Consider the following 20,085-nt stretch of genomic DNA (forward strand, 5'->3'; position numbering starts at 1 on the left):
AACAGCCCAATTCCGAAGAATCAGGCTGTTGCGTTTCACTAAATAAACATATTAATGATCATAATAAATGCAATGGCACTAACAGAAATGATCGTCTCCATAGCCGTCCATGTCAAAAACGTTTCTTTAATGGTCATACCAAAATACTCTTTGATCAGCCAAAAACCAGAGTCATTGACGTGAGACAAAATCAATGAACCCGCCCCTGTAGCTAACACTAGAAGCTCTCTGCTCACATCCGGCATAGATGCAGCAATCGGTGCGACAATACCAGCTGCGGTCATCATGGAGACCGTAGCAGATCCTGTTGCCACACGAATAACCGCAGCAATCAGCCAGCTAAGCAAAATTGGCGAGATCGGCGAGTGTTTGGCTAAATCTGCAATATAATCACCAACACCCGAATCGATGAGCACATTATTGAAAGCCCCGCCTGCTCCAATGACAAGCAGAATAGAAGCAATCGGTCCTAAGCACTCATTACTAAAGGAAAGCACCCGGTCACGGCTCATCCCTTGCACAAAGCCAAGACTGAAGAAAGAATACACCGTTGCAATCAGCAGTGCTGTAATTGGATCTCCAATGTACTTAAATACCTGATACCAAATATTGTCCTCTGGTAAAATAATATCCGCCAGTGTGGCAAGAAGCATTAGAATCACTGGCACCAAAATCGTAAACATCGTATTTGCAAAGCCGGGAAGTTTTCGATCTTCATTGCGTTCAGTAAATTGCTTTCTCAGCAGCTCTGGAACTGGTTTATGAATCCGCTTTCCAATCCACTTTCCATACAGCGGCCCAGCAATAATAGCTGTCGGCAAACCGACAATAATGGAAAAGAAAATGGTTTTCCCCACGTTGGCATGATAGATGCCGACAGCTGCCATAGCAGCTGGATGAGGCGGCACAAGACCGTGAACGACAGACAAGCCAGCAATGAGCGAAATCCCAATTGTCACGAGCGAGATGCCCGTTTCAATCGCAATCGTAAACAATAAAGGAATGAGAAGAACGAATCCGACCTGGAAAAAGACAGGTATTCCTACAATAAAGGCAACAAACATCATCGCCCAATGCACATTTTTTGTCCCAAACCGGCCGATTAATGTGTGAGCGATCCGCTCAGCTCCACCTGATTCAGCCATCATTTTCCCAAGCATGGTTCCAAGCGCTAGAACTATGGCCAGCAATGATAACGTATTGCCTAACCCCGTTTTGATGGATTGAATGATTTCCTGCAGGTCCATCCCTGTGGCAAAGCCGACTAACATAGAGGTAATAATTAAACTCACAAACGGATTCAACTTAGCAACTGTTATGAGGATGAGTAAAAGGACAATTGCGGCAATCACGATGAATAAAAGCATGCTCTCCCACCTTTTCCCTGATGTTTAATGATTTTGTTTTAATTGAAGCGCACTAATGACATCAAATTCATCCTTGAGTTTGTCATAGAGACGCTCATATAAGTAAAACAGTTCTATGTATGTTTCATTGTTCTCCATATTTGGTTCATGACGGGCAGAGATTCGAATCCAATCTTGAACCTCTTCTATCTCTTCCATATAACCTAAACTATGAAGTGCGAGCACAGCCGCCCCAAGTGCTGATGCTTCGTAGCTTTCTGGGACAAGTACTTCCCTGCCCATCGTATCCGCTAAAATTTGCCGCCACAACGGAGATCGCGCAAATCCGCCCGACGCCCTGACATCCTTTGCTGAACCGGTTAAATCCCTTAAGGCAACACCGATTGAGAACACACTCATAATGACGCCTTCTAACACAGCTCTTATAAAATGCTCCCGCTTATGCTGAAGACCGATCCCAAAGAAAGTGCCTCTCGCATTTGGATTCCAATAAGGTGCACGCTCACCTGTTAAAAATGGCAGAAACAGCAGTCCCTCTGAGCCGGCTGGAACTTTTTTCGCAATATCAATCATCAGGTCGTAAGGGTCCACTCCAAGACGCTTTGCTACCTCTACCTCCGAGGATCCAAATTCATCCTTCAGCCATCTCAGCATGATCCCGCCATTATTCGTCGGTCCTCCAACCACCCAATGCTTATCAGTCAACGCATAGCAGAACGTTCTTGACTGTTCATCTGTTATTGGTTTGTCCACGACCGTACGGACTGCACCGCTTGTCCCAATCGTGACAGCCACCTCACCTTTTCCAATCGCTCCCACACCTAAGTTCGCTAGAACCCCATCATTCGCACCAACAACAAATGGTGTATCTTCCGCAATGCCCATTCGCAGGGCGATCTCTGGCTGAAGCCCTCTCAGCTGATACGTCGTGGGAACAAGTTCAGACAATTGATCAGCCTCAATTCCAGCAATACGCAGCGCCTGCTCATCCCATTGAAGCGTTTCCAAACGGAACAGTCCCGTTGCTGAAGCGATTGAATAATCGACGACATACTGACCGAAGAAATGATAAAGAATATATTCTTTGATGGAAATGAATTTCGCTGCCTTCTTGAAGACATCAGGTGCCATTTCCTTGATCCACCGTATTTTTGAAAGCGGTGACATTGGATGGATCGGTGTACCGGTTCTTTTATACACTTGGAAGCCGTCCATGTCTGAAGTGATTCGCTTCGCTTGTTCTGCACTTCTGTTATCTGCCCAAATGATACTGTTCGTTAACGCCTTGCCATGCTTATCCATCACAATCAAGGAATGCATCGCTGTACTAATCCCGACGCCTATGAGATGTTTTGCATCAAATGCAGCTTTCGTCAACGCACCTCTTACACTTGCAATGACGGCTTCTAATATATGTTCAGGGTCCTGTTCAACCCATGCTGGCTGGGGCTGAATGAGATCATAAGGAACCGAATGCTTTGCTATCACTTTCCCCTGTGGTCCAAACAGAACCGCCTTTGTACTTGTTGTTCCAATATCCAAACCAATTACCGCCTGGTTTCCCTTCATCTGTATCACGCCCAATCATTGATTTGAAATCATATTTTATTGTTTTGATATACCTGTTAAATCCCATTATAGGAATAATTTTTTCGACATTCAACGACTAAAAAGAAAATTATTTTCACTTAAAAGCTCAAAATCGTTACCACAACGGCATTTTTCACTAATAGAAAAATTTATTTTTGAAACCATTACACCCTTTTTTGTGAAATGGTTTCTCTCATTTGTTTTAAATTTGTTAAAGTTTCCTGCTGTCTTAAGTGAGCAAGTGCAAAGTATAGTACGTCAATGACAGTGAGCTGAGCAAGTCTTGCAGACATCGCTTCTGTTCGAAAAGCCGTTTCTTGTGTCGAAGTATACAATGTGACATCGGCAAGCTGGCTCAATGGAGAGCGCTGATAACTTGTAATACCGATGGTTTTCGCTCCTTTTTCCTTTGCTGTTTTCATTGCATCGAGTAAATCTTTATTACGGCCAGAATGAGATATACCAATCACTGTACTGTGCTGGTCGAGAAGACCGGCAGACATCGCTTGAAAATGGGAATCGGTGTGAACAATACAGTTGATACCTGTCCTCATAAATTTATGAAAAGCGTCTGTTGCAATGAGGCCGGACCCGCCACTCCCATAAAACTCTAAGCGCTTTGCTTCATGAATGATTTGAATGGCTTTTTCTACATCCTCTGGATTTAGTAATTGAAAGCTATCCTTTAATGCAGATATATTCGCTTGAAAAACCTTTTGCATAAAAACGGCCGTATCATCATCAAGACTCATTTCTTCATCTACATAATCAGGCTTTGTTTGATCTATTTCCTGGGCAATTGCAATCTTCAAATCTTGAAAGCCCTCAAATCCAAGCCTTTTACAAAGACGAAAAATCGTTGCCTCTGAGCTCGCTGTCTTTTTAGCAAGCTCGACAATTGATAAATGAATAATGTCGCCAGGTTCACTCGTAATATGTTCTGCAATTCCTTTCAACTTTGGCGGTAATCCTCTGCTTGCTGCTCGTATTTTTTCAATACTACTTAAACTGACAGAAGCCAATTGACTTCACTCCTTCCTTATTCATGTGAGCGCATACATTTCCTCATGTTCCCATCTTATAAAAAAGAAGCCTGTTTGCACAGACTTCTTTTTTTATGAATTCATCGTTTTGATCAATAAATCGAAAAAAGCTTCAGCATCTACATCTGTACACACTTGGACATTACGCTCTTTCTCCCACTGATGCGGAAAATCACAGATCATTTGACCGTCACAAAACTCACTCTTCGTCTCCACTTCTACATGAAAAGCCTGTGTGCTTACAAGCTTCTTGTCAATGGCAAGACTGACAGCAAGCGGATCATGCATAGCACACGCCCACACACCATTGCGCTCAAAATAGCGCTGGCGGTAAATGCTTGTACTCTCTCTGATATAAGCTGCCAACGTTTCATTTTGAATGGCATCGATTCTCTCATCCGTTAACAAGACCTGTCTCGTGACATCTAACCCCACTTGAGTCAACGAAGGGAACCCAGCATCCAGCACCAATTTCGCTGCTTCTGGGTCTGCATATGTATTGAATTCCGCAACTGGTGAGACGTTCCCCTGCCCCTTCACGACACCACCCATAAAAATGACCTCTTTCACATGATGAATCAGCTCAGGGCATTTTTTTACCGCAAGGGCTAAATTCGTTAAAGGCCCTGTCAACACAAGCGTGACCTGATTCGAATACTGCAGCACTTGTTCAATGATAAAATCAGGCGCAAAACCAGCATCTGCTGTTTTCTTTGGCCGGGCATCCTTTAAAGCCCCGCCAATTCCATCCTCTCCGTGTACCCGATGTTCATAGTGAGGCGCTCTTAAAAGAGGAGTTGCTGAACCTTTGATGACAAGAATGTTATCTGCCTCAACCAGCTCAAGCACTTTACACGTATTCAATGTAGCCGCATCGACAGACACATTCCCGCATACCGTCGTAATCCCCAAAATATCAAACTGCTTACTTTTCACTGCCAGCAAAATCCCAATCGCATCATCTATTCCAGTATCTACATCTAAGATCAATTTCTTTGTATTTGCCATGGGTGAAATCTCCCCCTTAAAAGTGTTGTTAGGTGAATGATTGCATATGCCTGTTTCAACTATTTGGGGAATATTAGCAGGTTGATCTTATTACTCTTTTTCTCCAATGTCTTTCAGATACTGTTCCCGTTCTTTTTCTGAAAGACTATTTAGAAAATCTTCTTTTACTTGAGGATCAAAGTCATCCCAATTCTCAAAGCGGTCTGATAAATCCGGATCATAACTCATTGAACCTATTTTTTTAGCTCTATATTGTAAAGAAGCTGAAAATCCGTACTTTTCCGGTTCATTATTTACATACCCATCTATGATAATATCTCCCATAGGGTTGATGGTCACATCTTTTTCAAACGTTATGGTTTTAATAAAGTGATGAATGTCTCTTTTATGTAAATGCTCTTCAATCTTAGGTTTCATCTCCTCTGCAAGCTCTTCTGCTTTTTCTTGGTCGCTTTTTTCTCTTTCTTCCACTATATTTCTTCCTCCCGCATCGTTTGATTCTCTTTTCTTATCAAATTGTAAAATAAGTAAAATCACTGAGATGGCTATGACGAGAACTAGAACACATATGATTTTAATTGTATTTTTCATTTATACAACATCCACCTTTTAATGATATAACACAGTTTTTTTGTATAACAAGCAATGTATTTACAATAGCTATTTATACCACTCTATAATATAATTGTTAAAGATAAATATAACAGGAGTGTTAATATTGACCAATAAGTCAGATATATTTAAGCTTACTGACGAAGACTATAAGGAAATATCATCGAAATCCTATGCTATAAAAAACTTTAAGGATTTTAAAGAGATTGAAATTAGTAATGGTAGAAATATGTATGTCGTTGACTATAAAGAAACAAAAAAAGGTCTAAATGCACTAACCCTTGTCTCGAGAGAAGATTATCGTATTTCAAACAAAGGCAAAGACCTCACCAAAATCAAAAACGCCGTCATCGCATACCGTGGTTCTGAACCGATTGGTGCAGGCCAATATAAAGATACCATTAAAAAACATGGAAAAAAAGAGTCAGATGATCTTCTTTCTACCATTTTGACGAAGCTGCCTCCTTTTAGTAGATCGAAGGGTTCACAGGAAGTGACGACTAAGCTGACAACAGGCACAACCGCCTATACAAATGAAATTGTTCAAGATTGGGTGGTTTCGGATACAAAGTATCTGATTAAAAATATTCCATTTGAGCATGGTGCAGAGAATCAAATGGTTCAAGCGGATCGATATGCGAAAGAAATACATAAGAAAATGCCGAATGCCAAAATGTATGTGACAGGTCATTCACTCGGCGGGTCAAATGCTTCCTATGTTCTTGTCAAAAACGACTTTATTCAAGGCGGGGTCACATTTGAGAATCCAAATATTTATCCAAATCTATCAGATGGTCTACAAGCTAAAGCATTAAAAGGCGATTACCGCAGCAGATTAACAGAATATATCAATCTCAATGACGGGCTTTCTCTTTTAAATCGCCATACGACAGAAATCGGCCGAGTGAAAGTGATGTATGATGCCGCTCTCCCCGAAGGTGTCGATTACTCCGAGGACTCCTCAAAAGCCGTCCAATTCATGAAAGACCTCCTCAATCGGGCAATGAGTGTGAATCCTTCACTGGATGCGAATTTATTCCTTGAAGCAATCGCTGGCAGCCATGGCTTAGATCGTTATACCTTTTCGGCAGACGGCTCCGTTCAAACCATTGATGATATGTTGAGAAAAAACCCTTCACTTACCACGGCCATGTTACATCAGTTGAGCCAATCAAATGTTGATCCTCATAGTGTGGTGGCGATTTTAATTAAATCCCACGTTCTCATGAACACAGGGCGTAAATTCTCGACATATGCCGATCACCATATGCAGCAAATCATTCGCAAAATCGAGAAACTCGATGACAAAGTCGATCAATCTGTGGAACGGGTACGCTCAAGGTATAAACAAATTGTTGGCTTTGGTTCATATGATCAGCTGACGGCTTCAGATGTGGATACTGTGATTCGCCACTTAAAAACAGAGGGTCTTGAGAATGAGTTCTATTCGGTCAAAAAGTATGATACAGCGATTGATAACGCTATGAATTTAAAAAGATGGCTGGACTCAATATCAGATGATATGAGCGAGCTAGGAAAACAATACCACGATGCAGATACAGCCCTGGCGAAGAACATGGGTATTTCTTAAGGAGAACGACAAATGGAATTTTCAAAGAAACAACCAACAGATGCAGATCGTTTTTTGCAAAGAATGACAGATACGCATACATCAAGCTCCATCTTCTCAAAAGCAAACTTTGACACGGAAGACATGACACCAGCAGAGCTGGCAGCTTTGAAAGCAAAGATCAAAGAAGAACAGAAAACAGCACTTATCAGAGCTATCCGGCATCAGCTTCAAAATGAATTTGCAGAAGACCGCCAAGAAGCGGAAAAAATTTTAGATCTAATTGACGACCTTCTGGTCAAAGTGTATAAACAGCAACAGCGCATCCATACGCACATGTCAGGTGAAGCCATAGACGCCTTAATAGAAAAAATTGAACAAAGACTCAAATTTTACGAACTGAAAGAAGATGTTCAATCTGCCATCAACTCGATTGGCATTTAGATGAACCTTCCATCCGATGAATCTTTTCCCCGCCTCACTCGTATATACTAAAAGAGTGATTGATTTGAAAGGAGATCTGTTTGTGGGATATATTTTGTTATTTTCGGTTGTGATCGGTCTTGTCTTGACCCTTTTGCTCACACCGCTCAGGTTGATCGTTAGAAAGAAAGGAACAGAACAGCAGGTGCCGCTCATGTGGATTGCAGGCCTTGCTTTGCTGTTCATGATCGGTATTTTTGTTTTCTATTACATTACCAATTTAGACCGTAACCCTTCATCTCTATGGCTGATTGGACTTGTTGTGACAGCAGCAGGCGCCTTTTTGTCGGTTGGATTGGAGCGTAAAATCAAAGGCGTGCTGTTTCTTATTCTATTGCTGCTCGGTGTTTACATGGCGACAGCTTTTCTATTCAATGCGAATGAGAAATTCGATGTCTCCAAAATGGAGCAAAAAGTAGAAATCAAAGCATTTGATGAAAAAGAAACACCTGCGAGTGTGCCGCCTCAATTTGCCCGGAACAAAATGAAGAAATCGTTCGGACAGGTGCCAAACACAAGCTACTATGAGCTTGGCAGCTTGCAAATTCAGAAGGTCAACGGTGAGTATGTATACATCGCTCCAGTGGAGTTCTCGGACTTCTTTAAATGGATTCGTGCAGGCAGCACGCCGGGTTACTTCACATTAAGTGCGACCGACTCCTCTGCTAATCCAAAATTCGTGAAAACGGAGATGGTCTATACGCCTTCCTCCTATTTCAACAAAGAAATTGAGCGGCATATCCGTCTCCAGTACCCAGATTTGATTTTCTACGGCGGTACACAGCTGGAAATCAATGATGACGGCAAGCCTTATTACATTCAAACGTATGGCGATTTCATCTCTGCCCGAAACGGCTTTAAAGCTTCCGGTGTCGTCGTTGTTGATGCCAAAACAGGTGCGACGAAGAAATATGCTCTAGATCAAGTACCTGCCTTTATCGACGGTGCTGTTTCACCAGAGGCGGTCAGTCTGCAAAACAGCTATTTCGGAAACTATATTCACGGGTTCTGGAACAGTATGTTTGGAAAGTCAGATGTCAAGCTGCCTTCCGATGAAGGAACGGAAGCCAATGTGAGCCCTGTATTTGATTCAAAAGGAGATATGTATTACTTCACAGATTTCACAAGTCCGAAAGAGGGCGTTGATTCCATGCTCGGATATGCCCTGACCAATGCCCGGACAGGAAAAGCGACTTATTATACTGGAAATCTTGAAGAATCCTACATGGATTCTCAGGGCGCTCTACAAATTATTGAGAAACGATTCATCGAGAAGAAATGGAAAGGCCGCATGCCAATTCTCTATAATTTCTATGGGGAAGCCAGCTGGCTCACACCGGTTCTCGATTCAAATGGATTCCTGCAAAACTACTTTATCGTTTCTGCAGCCAATCCAGAAATTGCTGCGTATGCTTCTACACCAAACGAAGCACTGAGAGCCTATAAGACAGCTCTTCAAAAAGGCGGCGGTACCGTTAACAGTTCCTCTAAGCAGGAAAAGAAAGAAGCAGCAGGGAAGGTCAAACGTGTCTACAAAGAAAAGACCGGTGATTATACAACCGTCACCTTCCTGCTAGACGATGGAAAAAGCTACACTATGTCATCTGAAAAAGAACCTCTCGTCATTTATTTAAAAGAAGGCGATCAGGTCACGATGAAATATACAGATACAGGTGAGATTTTCCTTCCAGTCGATGAAATCAAAATTAAAGGGTTATAAAAAAAGACGTTTCTCCTACTGAGGAGAAGCGTCCTTTTTCTCTTTCCTTAACAATTCAACGAGCAATTCCTTATTTTTATTTCCCCCGGTCATCGGTGACTCGACATAGGAGAACTTTCGTTTGAAATCCATGCCTCTCACAGAAATAACAGCCAATTCACCGCCAATGCTGCCTCGCTGGAGGACATATTTAGATAAAACAGAAAGACCCATTCCATGGATCACCGCTTCTTTAATCGCTTGATTGCTGCTAAAAGTCACAAAGGTTCGTGCTTTCAGTCCATTTGATTTCAGGACATGCTGTAAATATTCTCCTGTACCTGATCCCTCTTCTCTCGTGATCCATGTTTCGTTCTGTAATTGATCAATGGTGACATCTTTTCTCTTGGCAAAAGGATGATCTAATGGCGCCACAATATAAAGCTCGTCCTCTAGAAAAGTTTCTACAGAAAGCTCTTTGTCATTGGTCTGTCCCTCGATCAAACCGATGTCGACATGGAATAAACGGACATGTCTGGCGATAGCCTCTGTATTATCAATGACCACCTCAATATCAACATGCGGATAGAGCTGATGAAACTCCGCCAATATTTGCGGCAGCACATACTCACCAATGGTGAAGCTCGCCCCGATGGTCAGCTTTCCTCTTGCCAGGTGGTGATGCTCATAAATGTCCTGCTTCGCCTGTTCATAGAGACGAATGATTTGTTTTGATCGATGGTACAGCATATCTCCTGTTGGTGTAACGGTTAATTGCTTTGGCGAACGATTCAGCAGAACGGTCTGGAATTCCTGCTCCAAGTTCTTAATATGAAGACTGACACTTGGCTGAGAAATCCGCAGCTTTTGGGCTGCTTTTGTAAAGTTCTTCTCCTCCACCACTGTCACAAATGTCTTCAGTGCATCGTAATACATCGGTCCCTCTCCTATCAGAAATCTTAATCCAACACCTTACCTATATATATCTTACTAATTCCTTTCCAGCACGTAAAGAACCGCCTAAACGAAAACAATTTAATAAAAATATTTACTAATTTTTTTAAAGACTCTATACTAAGAGGAGATATTTTCTATAGGAGGTGCTGATTTGGCAGCTAAAATAAAGGACATTGCAGAAAAAGCAGGCTTATCCATTGCAACGGTATCTCGCGTACTGAACCAAGATCCCAACCTATCTGTCACCGATCAAACACGCGAAAAAGTATATGCCGCCGCAGAAGCTTTGTCCTACCAAAAGAAGACATTCAAACATTCATTAAAAAAAATCGCCTTTCTCTATTGGATGACCGAAAAGGAAGAGCTTGAAGATATTTATTTTAAATCCATTCGACTCGGCATTGAGGAACTCACCAATACTCGGAGCTTAAATGTCACCGCTTACAATCCGTCTGATGGGCTACATTCCATTGATTCTGCTACAGAAGGAATCATCGCCATCGGCCGCTTTAAAACGTCAGAACTTGACCAATTATATGCGATCACTCCGCATATTGTCTTTATTGATACGACGCCAGATGAAGACCGTTTTGATTCTGTAAAGCCGAACCTGAAACGAATTGTTGAAAAGATCATCGATTCTTTTATCGAAAAAGAGCACACATCTATTGGATTCATTGGCGGCACAGACCTTGATCTGAATACGAATGTGCACATTCCAGATATTCGTGAAACGACTTTCCGTGAATACATGCTGGCCCGCCATATGCTTGATGAGCGATTGGTCTATATCGGCCACCATTTCTCAGTAGATGAAGGATATTCGCTGATGATGAAGGCGATCGACGAGCTTGGTGATGATCTGCCCACCGCTTTTTGTGTCGCTAGTGACCCTCTTGCCATCGGCTGCTTACAAGCATTAAATGAGCGAGGATTTTCTCTGCCGAACCGCGTCAGCGTCTTTAGTATCAACGATATTCATGTGTCTCAATATGTATCGCCGCCGCTCACCACGTATCACATCCATACGTCATTACTTTGTGAGACAGCGATCGATTTACTTTTAGAAAGACTTGTGGACGGCAGAACATTGCCTAAGACTGTTCTGATTGCGTCAGAACCTGTTTTTCGGAAAAGTACCATATAATCAACTGGAAGTCCCTCCTAATGTGGAGGGCTTCTTTTCTCTCTATACGAGTAAAAAATTTTACTTAATAAATTTAATAAAATATGTTTACTTTTTTTACTTAAGTTGATATTCTCACATTAAGAAAGCGTTTTCTTATCATCTGTGAAAAAAGAACGAGAGGGGATTACCAATGAAAAAGGGAAAATGGGCGACATTATCAGCAGTTGTTGGTACTGCTGTGCTTCTGCTTTCAGCATGCGGGCCAGGAGATGACAATTCAAGCGGGACTCAGCCAGCATCTACAGGTACAAAGACCTTGCTAGTATGGGAGGATGTCAAAAAGTCTGATGGGATTCAAGACGCTGTAAAAGAATTCGAAAAACAAAACGATGTGAAAATCAAAGTGGTCGAAAAAGCGTATGCCGACCAAATCGAAGCTCTCCGCCTTGATGGAGCAGCCGGGACAGGCCCAGACGTCATTACGATGCCTCACGATCAAATTGGATCAGCCGTTACTGAGGGGCTGTTACAGGAAATCAAGCCTGATCAAAAAGTGATCGATTCCTTTACAGACGAATCCATTCAATCACAAACGATAGACGGCAAGCTGTATGGCCTTCCTAAATCCGTTGAAACGACAGTGCTTTTCTATAACAAAGACCTTGTCAAAAAGGCACCAACTACACTTGATGGCTGGTATGACCTTTCGAAAAAGCTGACAAAAGACGGGAAATACGGTTTTGTAGCGAAATGGGATGAAATTTACTATGCACAAAGTGTGTTAGGCGGATCAGGAGGCTATATTTTCAAACAGAAAAGTGATGGCTCCTATGATGTCAATGATATTGGCCTGAACAACGATGGCGCTGTTGAAGGCGGAAAATACATTCAAACATTCTTTAGCGAAGGACTTTTCCCGAAAGGCATCATTGGTGAACAAGGAATCAATGTCCTCAACTCCTTATTCACAGAGAAAAAGGCCGCAGCTGTCATTTCTGGTCCATGGTCATTTGGTCCATATAAAGAAGCTGGTATTGACTATGGCGTAACAGAGCTGCCAACACTCCCGAACGGAAAGCATATGAGCTCATTCTTAGGTGTAAAGAGCTACAACGTCTCCTCTTATTCTAAAAATAAAGACCTAGCTGAGAAATTTGTTGAGTTTATCACGAATGAAAAAAATTCGAAGAAGCGATTCGAAGTAACAGAGGAAATTCCACCAGTGAAAAAGCTGATGAAGGATCCAATCATCACAGGAAACGCCAATGCGGATGCTGTTTCAAAACAAACGAAATATGCCACGCTGACACCGAATACCCCTGAAATGGCAGAGGTGTGGAAGCCGATTGACAGCGCGTTAGGTCTCATTGCAACAGGCCGGACAGATGTGAAAAAGGCATTTGATGATGCGGTCAATCAAATCGACTCTCAAATTAAAGCAAATCACTCTAAGTAATCATCAAACACGGGTAGCCTTTAAGTCTATCAAGCTGCCCGTATTTGATCTAATTTCATATGAAGTAGGTGTTAGACGTGACGGGTAACCTTGAACTAGACCGCACACACATAGTGGAATCAAAGACACACCGGAGACGGGCGCTAATGTTCTCCTTAATACCCGGGATGGGGCAGATGTACAACAAACAGTACGGCAAAGGGGCACTTTTTTTCCTGTTCGGCGTCTCTTTTTTCATCGTATTTTATGATTTATTCAATATTGGCTTTTGGGGGCTGTTCACACTTGGTACGATGCTGCCTCGTGACAACTCTGTTTTTCTTTTAGCAAAAGGGATTATTGCGCTGTTAACAGCTTGTTTTGGTATCGGCTTTTACGTACTCATGATGCGTGATGCTTTTATGAACGGAAAGAAACGTGATCAAGGGATTCCGCTTCATTCCATCCGAGCTCAATATCATCAGCTGATCGACCAAGGCTTTCCTTACTTAATGAGCACTCCTGCTTTCTTTTTACTTCTATTCTCTGTTGTCTTTCCTATAATGTTCAGCTTTGCGCTTGCCTTTACGAACTACGATTTATACCACTCGCCTCCTGCCAATCTGATCGATTGGGTAGGGATCAAGAACTTTCAAAATATCTTTTCAATTGATATTTGGAGAGACACTTTCATTGATGTACTTGGCTGGACCGTCGTATGGACGCTGGCTGCTTCGACCCTTCAATGTGCTGTCGGCATCTTTCTAGCGGTTCTGCTCAATCAGAAGGATTTAAAAGGAAAACGTTTTTTTAGAACCATTTTGATTCTCCCTTGGGCTGTTCCGGGTTTTGTGACCATTTTGGTGTTTGCCGGACTGTTCAACGATACATTTGGAGCCATTAACAACACACTTTTTGCATCGATTGGAATTGATCCAAAACCATGGCTGACAGATCCATTTTGGAGCAAAATTGCCCTCATTGCGATGCAGACTTGGCTTGGATTTCCTTTTGTTTTCATTATGACAACCGGTGTTTTGCAAGCAATTCCAGAGGATCTATACGAAGCTGCGACCATTGATGGGGCAAACTTCTTTCAGAAATTCCGGTCCATCACGTTACCGCTTGTCCTTTATTCCATTGCGCCTATATTAATCACGCAATATACGTTTAACTTTAACAACTTTAATATCATCTACTTATTTAATGGCGGAGGACCGCCTGTCGCTGGCTCAACTGCTGGGGGAACGGACATCTTGGTTTCTTGGATTTACAAACTCACGATGCAGTCTTCTCAATATGCACTTGCTGCCGCTGTCACGATCTTACTTTCAATCTTTGTCATCGCCATTGCACTCTGGCAGTTTAAGAGAACGAATTCATTCAAAGAGGAGGACATGATGTGATATGGGATCAAAACAAAACAAGCTCATTCGCCTGAGCATCACTTATTTTATCCTTTTCATTGCCTCCATTTGTATTCTATATCCACTGCTTTGGACGATCGGTGCTTCCTTTAACCCTGGGAACAGCCTCATGAGTACAAGCATGTTTCCGAAGAATCCAACGTTCAGCCACTTCACCGAGCTGTTCTTCGGTCAGGGGGCACTTTATGCAAAATGGTATTGGAACTCAATGAAGATCAGTATTGCCACAATGGTTTTAACGCTCGTTCTTGTCAGTTTTACAGGCTATGCCTTTTCCAGATTCCGCTTCAAAGGACGGAAAAATGGGCTGATGCTCTTTTTGCTGCTGCAAATGATTCCTCAATTTTCAGCGCTGATAGCGATTTTTGTTCTTGCTCAAATGCTTGGACTCATTAACAGCCACCTTGCCCTGATTTTGATTTATGCAGGTGGACAAATTCCGATGAATACGTATTTAATGAAAGGCTATCTTGATGCGATTCCAAAGGATCTCGATGAATCAGCCAGAATGGACGGCGCAGGGCATTTCCGGATTTTCATCCAAATTATTATGCCGCTCGCTAAGCCCATCTTAGCTGTTGTCGCAATCAACTCATTTACAGGTCCACTGGGTGATTTCATCATTTCCAGTGTCATTGTCCGCTCACCCGAAATGTATACGCTCCCAATCGGTCTGTACAATCTTGTGTCAGACAAAATGGGTGCAAGCTACACGACCTTTGCAGCCGGGGCTTTACTCATTGCGATTCCAGTCGCTTTATTGTTCCTTGTTTTACAAAAACAATTTGTGTCCGGTCTCACACAAGGCGGGACAAAAGGATAAGGGGAGATTTGATGAAGAAATGGTTGCTTGTCACTGTTGTCGTTTTCTTTCTGATGGGATTAGGTATTCTGCCTGAAGCAAGGGCCGATACGATTTCTGTGAAACCGATCAATGGACTGCAAGGTGATTTCATCAAGGGAGCCGATATCTCGATGCTTGCAGAAGTGGAGAAAAGCGGCGGCAAATACTACAACCAGAACGGACAGCAGGTTGATCCGCTTAAGCTATTAAAGGATAAAGGTGTCAACTATGTGCGTATCAGACTGTGGAACCATCCATATGACAATCAAGGCCGTGCCTATAACGGCGGCACAAATGATCTCAATACAGCCATCGCTTTATCGAAACGTGCAAAAGCACAAAACATGAAAGTGCTGCTTGATTTTCACTACAGTGATTTCTGGACTGACCCCGGTAAACAATTCAAACCGAAAGCGTGGGCATCCCTCTCACAAAGCGATTTAGAAAAAGCGGTCGGCACTTACACAGGTGATGTGCTCAAAGCGATGAGAGCGCAAAATGCCTTGCCGAATATGGTTCAGGTCGGGAATGAGTTGAACTCAGGTATGCTGTGGCCAAACGGAAAAAGCTGGGGTGAAGGCGGTGGTGAATTTGACCGGCTCGCTGCTCTGCTAAAAGCTGGTACAAATGCCGTCCGCTCTGTCGATTCAAACATCAAAATCATGCTTCACCTTGCACATGGCGGAGACAATGGTGCATCCCGCTGGTGGTTTGATGAAATCACAAAACGAGGCGTCTCCTTCGATACGATCGGTTTATCTTATTACCCGTATTGGGACGGCGGCTTTAGCGGGCTTACGTCCAATATGAATGATATTAGTGCCCGCTATAACAAAGACGTCATCGTGGTAGAAACTGCTTACGGCTTTACGACAGCAAACGGTGACAACCTAGATAACTCATTTAACCAAGACTCTGTCAATACAGCCGGTTATCCAGCCTCACCTCAAGGCCAGGCATCTTTTATACGAGATCTATCCGAAAAAATTTCACAAGTAAACAACAACCGCGGGAAGGGGTTCTTTTATTGGGAGCCGCTTTGGATTCCAGCGAAAGGCGCTCCGTGGTCTAGTCAATACGGACTCGCTTATATCCAAACAACCGGGACTGTCGGAAATGCGTGGGAAAATCAAGCGATGTTTGATTTCAACGGAAAAGCACTGCCTTCTCTTGATGTATTTAAACAAATGACACCGTAACTAAAAGGATAGGACGTGACAAAATGGGAAAGCGTTACCCACTCGTTCACCCAAATGTGAAAGGCTTTTTGCATGGTGGCGATTACAATCCAGATCAATGGCTCCATATGCCAGAGATCATAGACGAAGATTTTCGATTAATGAAGCTTGCACACTGTCAAACATTCTCCATCAACATTTTCGCATGGAGTAAGTTAGAGCCAGCAGAGGGTCAGTATGACTTTGCATGGCTGGATGACATCATGGACCGCTTGGCAGCACAGGGGGCACACGCCATTCTCGCAACGCCAAGCGGAGCAAGACCTGCTTGGCTGTCACAAACATATCCAGAAGTATTGCGCGTCGAAGCGAATCGTCAGCGTAACTTACATGGACTGCGCCATAATCATTGCTTCACCTCTCCGGTTTATCGAGAAAAAACGAATACACTCAACCGGCTGCTTGCGGAACGCTACAAGGATCATCCAGCACTGATCATGTGGCACATTTCGAATGAGTACGGCGGCGAGTGTCATTGCGAGCTGTGCCAGGAAGCATTTCGAGACTATTTGAAGGACAAATACAACCACGATCTTGAGGCTTTGAATCAAGCATGGTGGACGGGATTTTGGAGCCACACGTATAGTGATTGGTCACAAATCGAGTCACCCGCACCACACGGGGAGCACATGATTCACGGCATGAACCTGGATTGGAAGCGCTTTGTCACAGCACAAACGATCAATTTTTATCAAAATGAAATTAAGCCGCTGCGGGAATTGACGCCTCATATCCCAGTAACCACGAACTTTATGGGCGACTATCCGCATATGCGTCCATTTCTTGGGCTGGATTATCATCAATTTGCAAAAGAGGTCGATGTGATCTCATGGGATAGCTATCCTGCTTGGCACAGCGGCAGAGAAACAACGGCCGAATTAGCATCGAACGTTGCCTTTGTACATGATTTGTACCGTTCCTTAAAGGACGGACAGCCGTTTCTCGTTATGGAGAGTACGCCGAGCCTTGTAAACTGGCATGAAGTGAACAAGGTCAAACATAAAGGCATGGCACACCTTTCTGCCATGCAGGCAATTGCCCACGGATCAGACTCCGTGCTTTATTTCCAGTGGCGGCAAGGCCGAGGCGCCTCTGAGAAATTCCACGGTGCCGTTGTCGATCATTCTGGTCATGAACATACGCGCGTGTTTCAAGAGGTAGCTGATCTAGGGAAACAACTGGAGCAGCTGCACCCAATTGCGGGCACATCCGTTCAGCCAGAGGTTGCCATCATTTATGATTGGGAAAATCACTGGGCCATTGATGATGCGCAAGGCTTAAATAATACAAACAAACGCTATGTAGAGGCTTGTCAAACTCACTATCGAAGCTTTTGGAAAAAAGGTATCTCTGTTGACATAGTCGGAATGGAAAAGGATTTCTCATCCTATCGTGTGCTCATTGGGCCAATGCTCTACATGATCAAACCAGGCGTTGCAGAAAAAATTGAAGCCTTTGTCAAAGCGGGCGGCATTTTTATCGCGACTTACTGGAGCGGCATAGTCGACGAAAATGATCTCTGTTTCCTCGGCGGTTTTCCTGGCCCTCTCCGCCATGTACTTGGCATTTGGGCAGAGGAAATCAACACATTGATGCCTGATGAACATGTGTTAATGACCACAGGGAATGGACGCACCTATCATGTCGGACAATATTGCGAATCTATACATCCTGAAACGGCCTCTGTGTTAGGGCATTTTGAAAATGGCTGCTACGAAGGACAGCCAGCCCTGACTGTCCGTTCATTAGAAAAAGGGAAAGCATACTATATGGCCTCAGAAAATGAGCAGTCTTTTTATGATGAGTTTTACGAAGACCTTATCGCAGGTATTGGCATACAGCCCGTCCTATCCACTGCAATTCCAGAAGGAGTCAGTGTACAAAAACGAACAGACGGGTCGCAGGACTATGTGTTTTTGATGAATTTTACAGAAGAGCAGCAGAACATGTCACTAGATTCAGAGGCAAGCTATGAGAATATGCTGACTGGACAGCAAGTGCCTGAGCAGCTTCAACTTGATCCTTACGAGTATGTCATCTTGAAAAATCGTTGAAAGAAGCGTCCATTTATTGGGCGCTTTTTAATTTAATAAGTCTAAATACCCATATTAATTGTTGTGAACTTTAATCGTTATTTTTATCTAAATTTTTTTACAATATTTGATGCCGCGCCACGACTGGTCCCTCCATCCTTTTTTACCATTGTATAGGTATGAAAGCGGTTGCTTAATACTCATAAATTTGATACCCTTTTTTTTCAATGCACCTGTGGGAATGCATTGGATGAAAAGTATAGACAAATGTAAACGTTTTATTTGTAGGGGGAGGGGCTTATGTTAACGTTTGTTGGATTGATGATTATTTTAACGATTGTTGTGCTGCTGATTTGGGGGAAAGCAAGTCCAATTGTTGCCATGGTCATGGTGCCTTTAATTGGGGCATTCATCGCAGGCTTTGGGATTAATGACATTCAATCATTCTTTGAAGAAGGGATTATCAAAGTACTGCCGGTGGCGACCATGTTTATCTTCGCCATTTTATTTTTTGGCATTTTACAAGATACAGGGTTCTTTGAACCTGTAATAAAAACGCTGATTAAACTGACAAAGGGAAATGTTGTCACGGTTGCGATGGGGACAGCTCTAATAGGAGTCATCGCTCATTTAGACGGAGCAGGAGCGACTACATTTTTATTAACTGTACCTGCACTACTTCCACTTTACAAAAAATTACATATGAGTCCGTACTTATTGCTGTTATTGATCGGGACAAGTGCTGGCTTAACGAATATGGTGCCGTGGGCTGGCCCCACAGGACGGGCAGCGAGTGTCCTTAATATGGACCCATCTGAACTTTGGGTGCCGCTCATTCCCATTCAGCTCATTGGGGTCGTTCTCGTATTAGGAATGGCATTTATTTTAGGAAAAAGAGAAGAAAAACGCATTCGGGTCAAAATCGCCGCAAATGAAATCGCTGCTGTTCAATTAGAAGGCGCAGATTGGGACCGGGCTATTCAATCCATTAGCGAGACAGGTGATGCCGCTTTAAAACGCTATCACTTGATTTGGGTGAATTTCATTCTGTTTATAGCTGTTGTTGTCCTTCTTGTGCTCAACGTGATTCCGGCTAGTTATATGTTTATGATTGGTCTTTCTCTCGCACTATTAATTAACTATCCGAAAGTGGATGTACAAATGGAGAGAATCAAGGCGCATGCACCTAGTGCACTCATGATGGCCGCTGTTATTTTCTCCGCAGGTTCATTTCTAGGAATTCTCGAAGGAACGGGAATGCTAAAAGCTATTGCTGTGGACAGCATTCAGATTCTACCTGCTTTCCTGCTTCCATTTTTACATATCATTGTCGGGCTGTTTGGGGTACCACTGGATATGCTGACAAGTACAGACGCTTATTATTATGCACTTCTGCCAATTGTCGAATCAATCACATCTGAGGTCGGCGTGACGGGCACTTCTGCGGCGTATGCCATGATGATCGGAAACATCATAGGAACCTTTGTCAGTCCTCTCGCTCCAGCCGTATGGCTTGCGATCGGTCTTGCAGGAGTCGATATGGGGAAACATATTCGCTACTCTTTCTTCTGGATGTGGGGATTCAGTATTGTTTTATTGATCGCTGCCAAACTGATAGGCATTATTTAAATAAAAAAGACATGCGCACAG

General features: G+C 43.1%; 16 protein-coding genes. 10 read left to right on the forward strand and 6 right to left on the reverse strand.

Annotation, left to right across the window (positions count from 1 at the left end; genetic code table 11):
- Positions 1-38: 38 nt before the first annotated feature.
- The 5 genes from H7F25_RS16925 to H7F25_RS16945 all read right to left on the reverse strand — a co-directional run bounded on the left by H7F25_RS16925 (position 39) and on the right by H7F25_RS16945 (position 5,599).
- Entirely contained in the window at positions 39-1,367 is a 1,329-nt protein-coding gene (locus H7F25_RS16925) for a GntP family permease (RefSeq protein ID WP_024423953.1), read from the reverse strand.
- 24 nt (positions 1,368-1,391) lie between these two features.
- A complete protein-coding gene (gntK, locus tag H7F25_RS16930) occupies positions 1,392-2,936 on the reverse strand; it encodes a gluconokinase (RefSeq protein ID WP_056765317.1) in 1,545 nt (514 codons plus the stop codon).
- Positions 2,937-3,121: 185 nt separating this feature from the next.
- Positions 3,122-3,979, reverse strand: a complete 858-nt coding sequence (locus H7F25_RS16935; RefSeq protein ID WP_024423955.1) for a MurR/RpiR family transcriptional regulator — start codon at positions 3,977-3,979, stop codon at positions 3,122-3,124.
- A 93-nt stretch (positions 3,980-4,072) separates the two neighbouring features.
- A complete protein-coding gene (locus tag H7F25_RS16940; protein ID WP_185853974.1) occupies positions 4,073-5,008 on the reverse strand; it encodes a nucleoside hydrolase in 936 nt (311 codons plus the stop codon).
- 90 nt (positions 5,009-5,098) lie between these two features.
- On the reverse strand, positions 5,099-5,599 hold the full coding sequence (locus H7F25_RS16945) for a DUF1433 domain-containing protein (protein WP_135031548.1): 501 nt from the start codon (positions 5,597-5,599) through the stop codon (positions 5,099-5,101).
- 127 nt (positions 5,600-5,726) lie between these two features.
- On the opposite strand from H7F25_RS16945, the gene H7F25_RS16950 reads away from it, so the two are divergent.
- The 3 genes from H7F25_RS16950 to H7F25_RS16960 all read left to right on the forward strand — a co-directional run bounded on the left by H7F25_RS16950 (position 5,727) and on the right by H7F25_RS16960 (position 9,393).
- The gene (locus tag H7F25_RS16950) at positions 5,727-7,211 is read left to right on the forward strand and encodes a lipase family protein (RefSeq protein ID WP_135031550.1); all 1,485 of its coding nucleotides are present in this window, start codon (positions 5,727-5,729) and stop codon (positions 7,209-7,211) included.
- Between the two features lie 12 nt (positions 7,212-7,223).
- Complete coding sequence (locus H7F25_RS16955; protein WP_025093748.1) at positions 7,224-7,634, forward strand: hypothetical protein; 411 nt, start codon at positions 7,224-7,226, stop codon at positions 7,632-7,634.
- An 82-nt stretch (positions 7,635-7,716) separates the two neighbouring features.
- Entirely contained in the window at positions 7,717-9,393 is a 1,677-nt protein-coding gene (locus H7F25_RS16960; protein ID WP_024423958.1) for a hypothetical protein, read from the forward strand.
- Between the two features lie 15 nt (positions 9,394-9,408).
- Here the strand turns inward: H7F25_RS16960 and H7F25_RS16965 are convergent, their stop codons facing one another.
- Complete coding sequence (locus tag H7F25_RS16965) at positions 9,409-10,308, reverse strand: LysR family transcriptional regulator (protein WP_024427566.1); 900 nt, start codon at positions 10,306-10,308, stop codon at positions 9,409-9,411.
- Between the two features lie 172 nt (positions 10,309-10,480).
- Between H7F25_RS16965 and H7F25_RS16970 the strand changes: the two genes are divergently transcribed.
- The 7 genes from H7F25_RS16970 (at position 10,481) to H7F25_RS17000 (ending at position 20,064) form a co-directional block, all read left to right on the forward strand.
- Positions 10,481-11,476, forward strand: coding sequence for a LacI family DNA-binding transcriptional regulator (locus tag H7F25_RS16970; RefSeq protein WP_024423959.1), 996 nt, complete (start codon positions 10,481-10,483; stop codon positions 11,474-11,476).
- Between the two features lie 172 nt (positions 11,477-11,648).
- A complete protein-coding gene (locus H7F25_RS16975; RefSeq protein WP_024423960.1) occupies positions 11,649-12,914 on the forward strand; it encodes a galactooligosaccharide ABC transporter substrate-binding protein GanS in 1,266 nt (421 codons plus the stop codon).
- 167 nt (positions 12,915-13,081) lie between these two features.
- On the forward strand, positions 13,082-14,299 hold the full coding sequence (locus H7F25_RS16980; protein ID WP_282102253.1) for a carbohydrate ABC transporter permease: 1,218 nt from the start codon (positions 13,082-13,084) through the stop codon (positions 14,297-14,299).
- A gap of 1 nt (position 14,300) precedes the next feature.
- Complete coding sequence (locus tag H7F25_RS16985; protein ID WP_024423962.1) at positions 14,301-15,143, forward strand: sugar ABC transporter permease; 843 nt, start codon at positions 14,301-14,303, stop codon at positions 15,141-15,143.
- 11 nt (positions 15,144-15,154) lie between these two features.
- Positions 15,155-16,363 carry a glycoside hydrolase family 53 protein gene (locus tag H7F25_RS16990; protein ID WP_044334884.1) on the forward strand — a complete coding sequence of 403 codons (1,209 nt, stop codon included), beginning with the start codon at positions 15,155-15,157 and terminating at the stop codon, positions 16,361-16,363.
- Between the two features lie 23 nt (positions 16,364-16,386).
- Positions 16,387-18,456 carry a beta-galactosidase gene (locus tag H7F25_RS16995; protein WP_120207992.1) on the forward strand — a complete coding sequence of 690 codons (2,070 nt, stop codon included), beginning with the start codon at positions 16,387-16,389 and terminating at the stop codon, positions 18,454-18,456.
- 279 nt (positions 18,457-18,735) lie between these two features.
- Positions 18,736-20,064, forward strand: a complete 1,329-nt coding sequence (locus H7F25_RS17000; protein ID WP_185853975.1) for a CitMHS family transporter — start codon at positions 18,736-18,738, stop codon at positions 20,062-20,064.
- The last annotated feature ends 21 nt before the right edge of the window (positions 20,065-20,085 follow it).

Source organism: Bacillus sp. PAMC28571, from assembly GCF_014250435.1.
GTDB classification, from domain to species: domain Bacteria; phylum Bacillota; class Bacilli; order Bacillales; family Bacillaceae; genus Bacillus; species Bacillus safensis.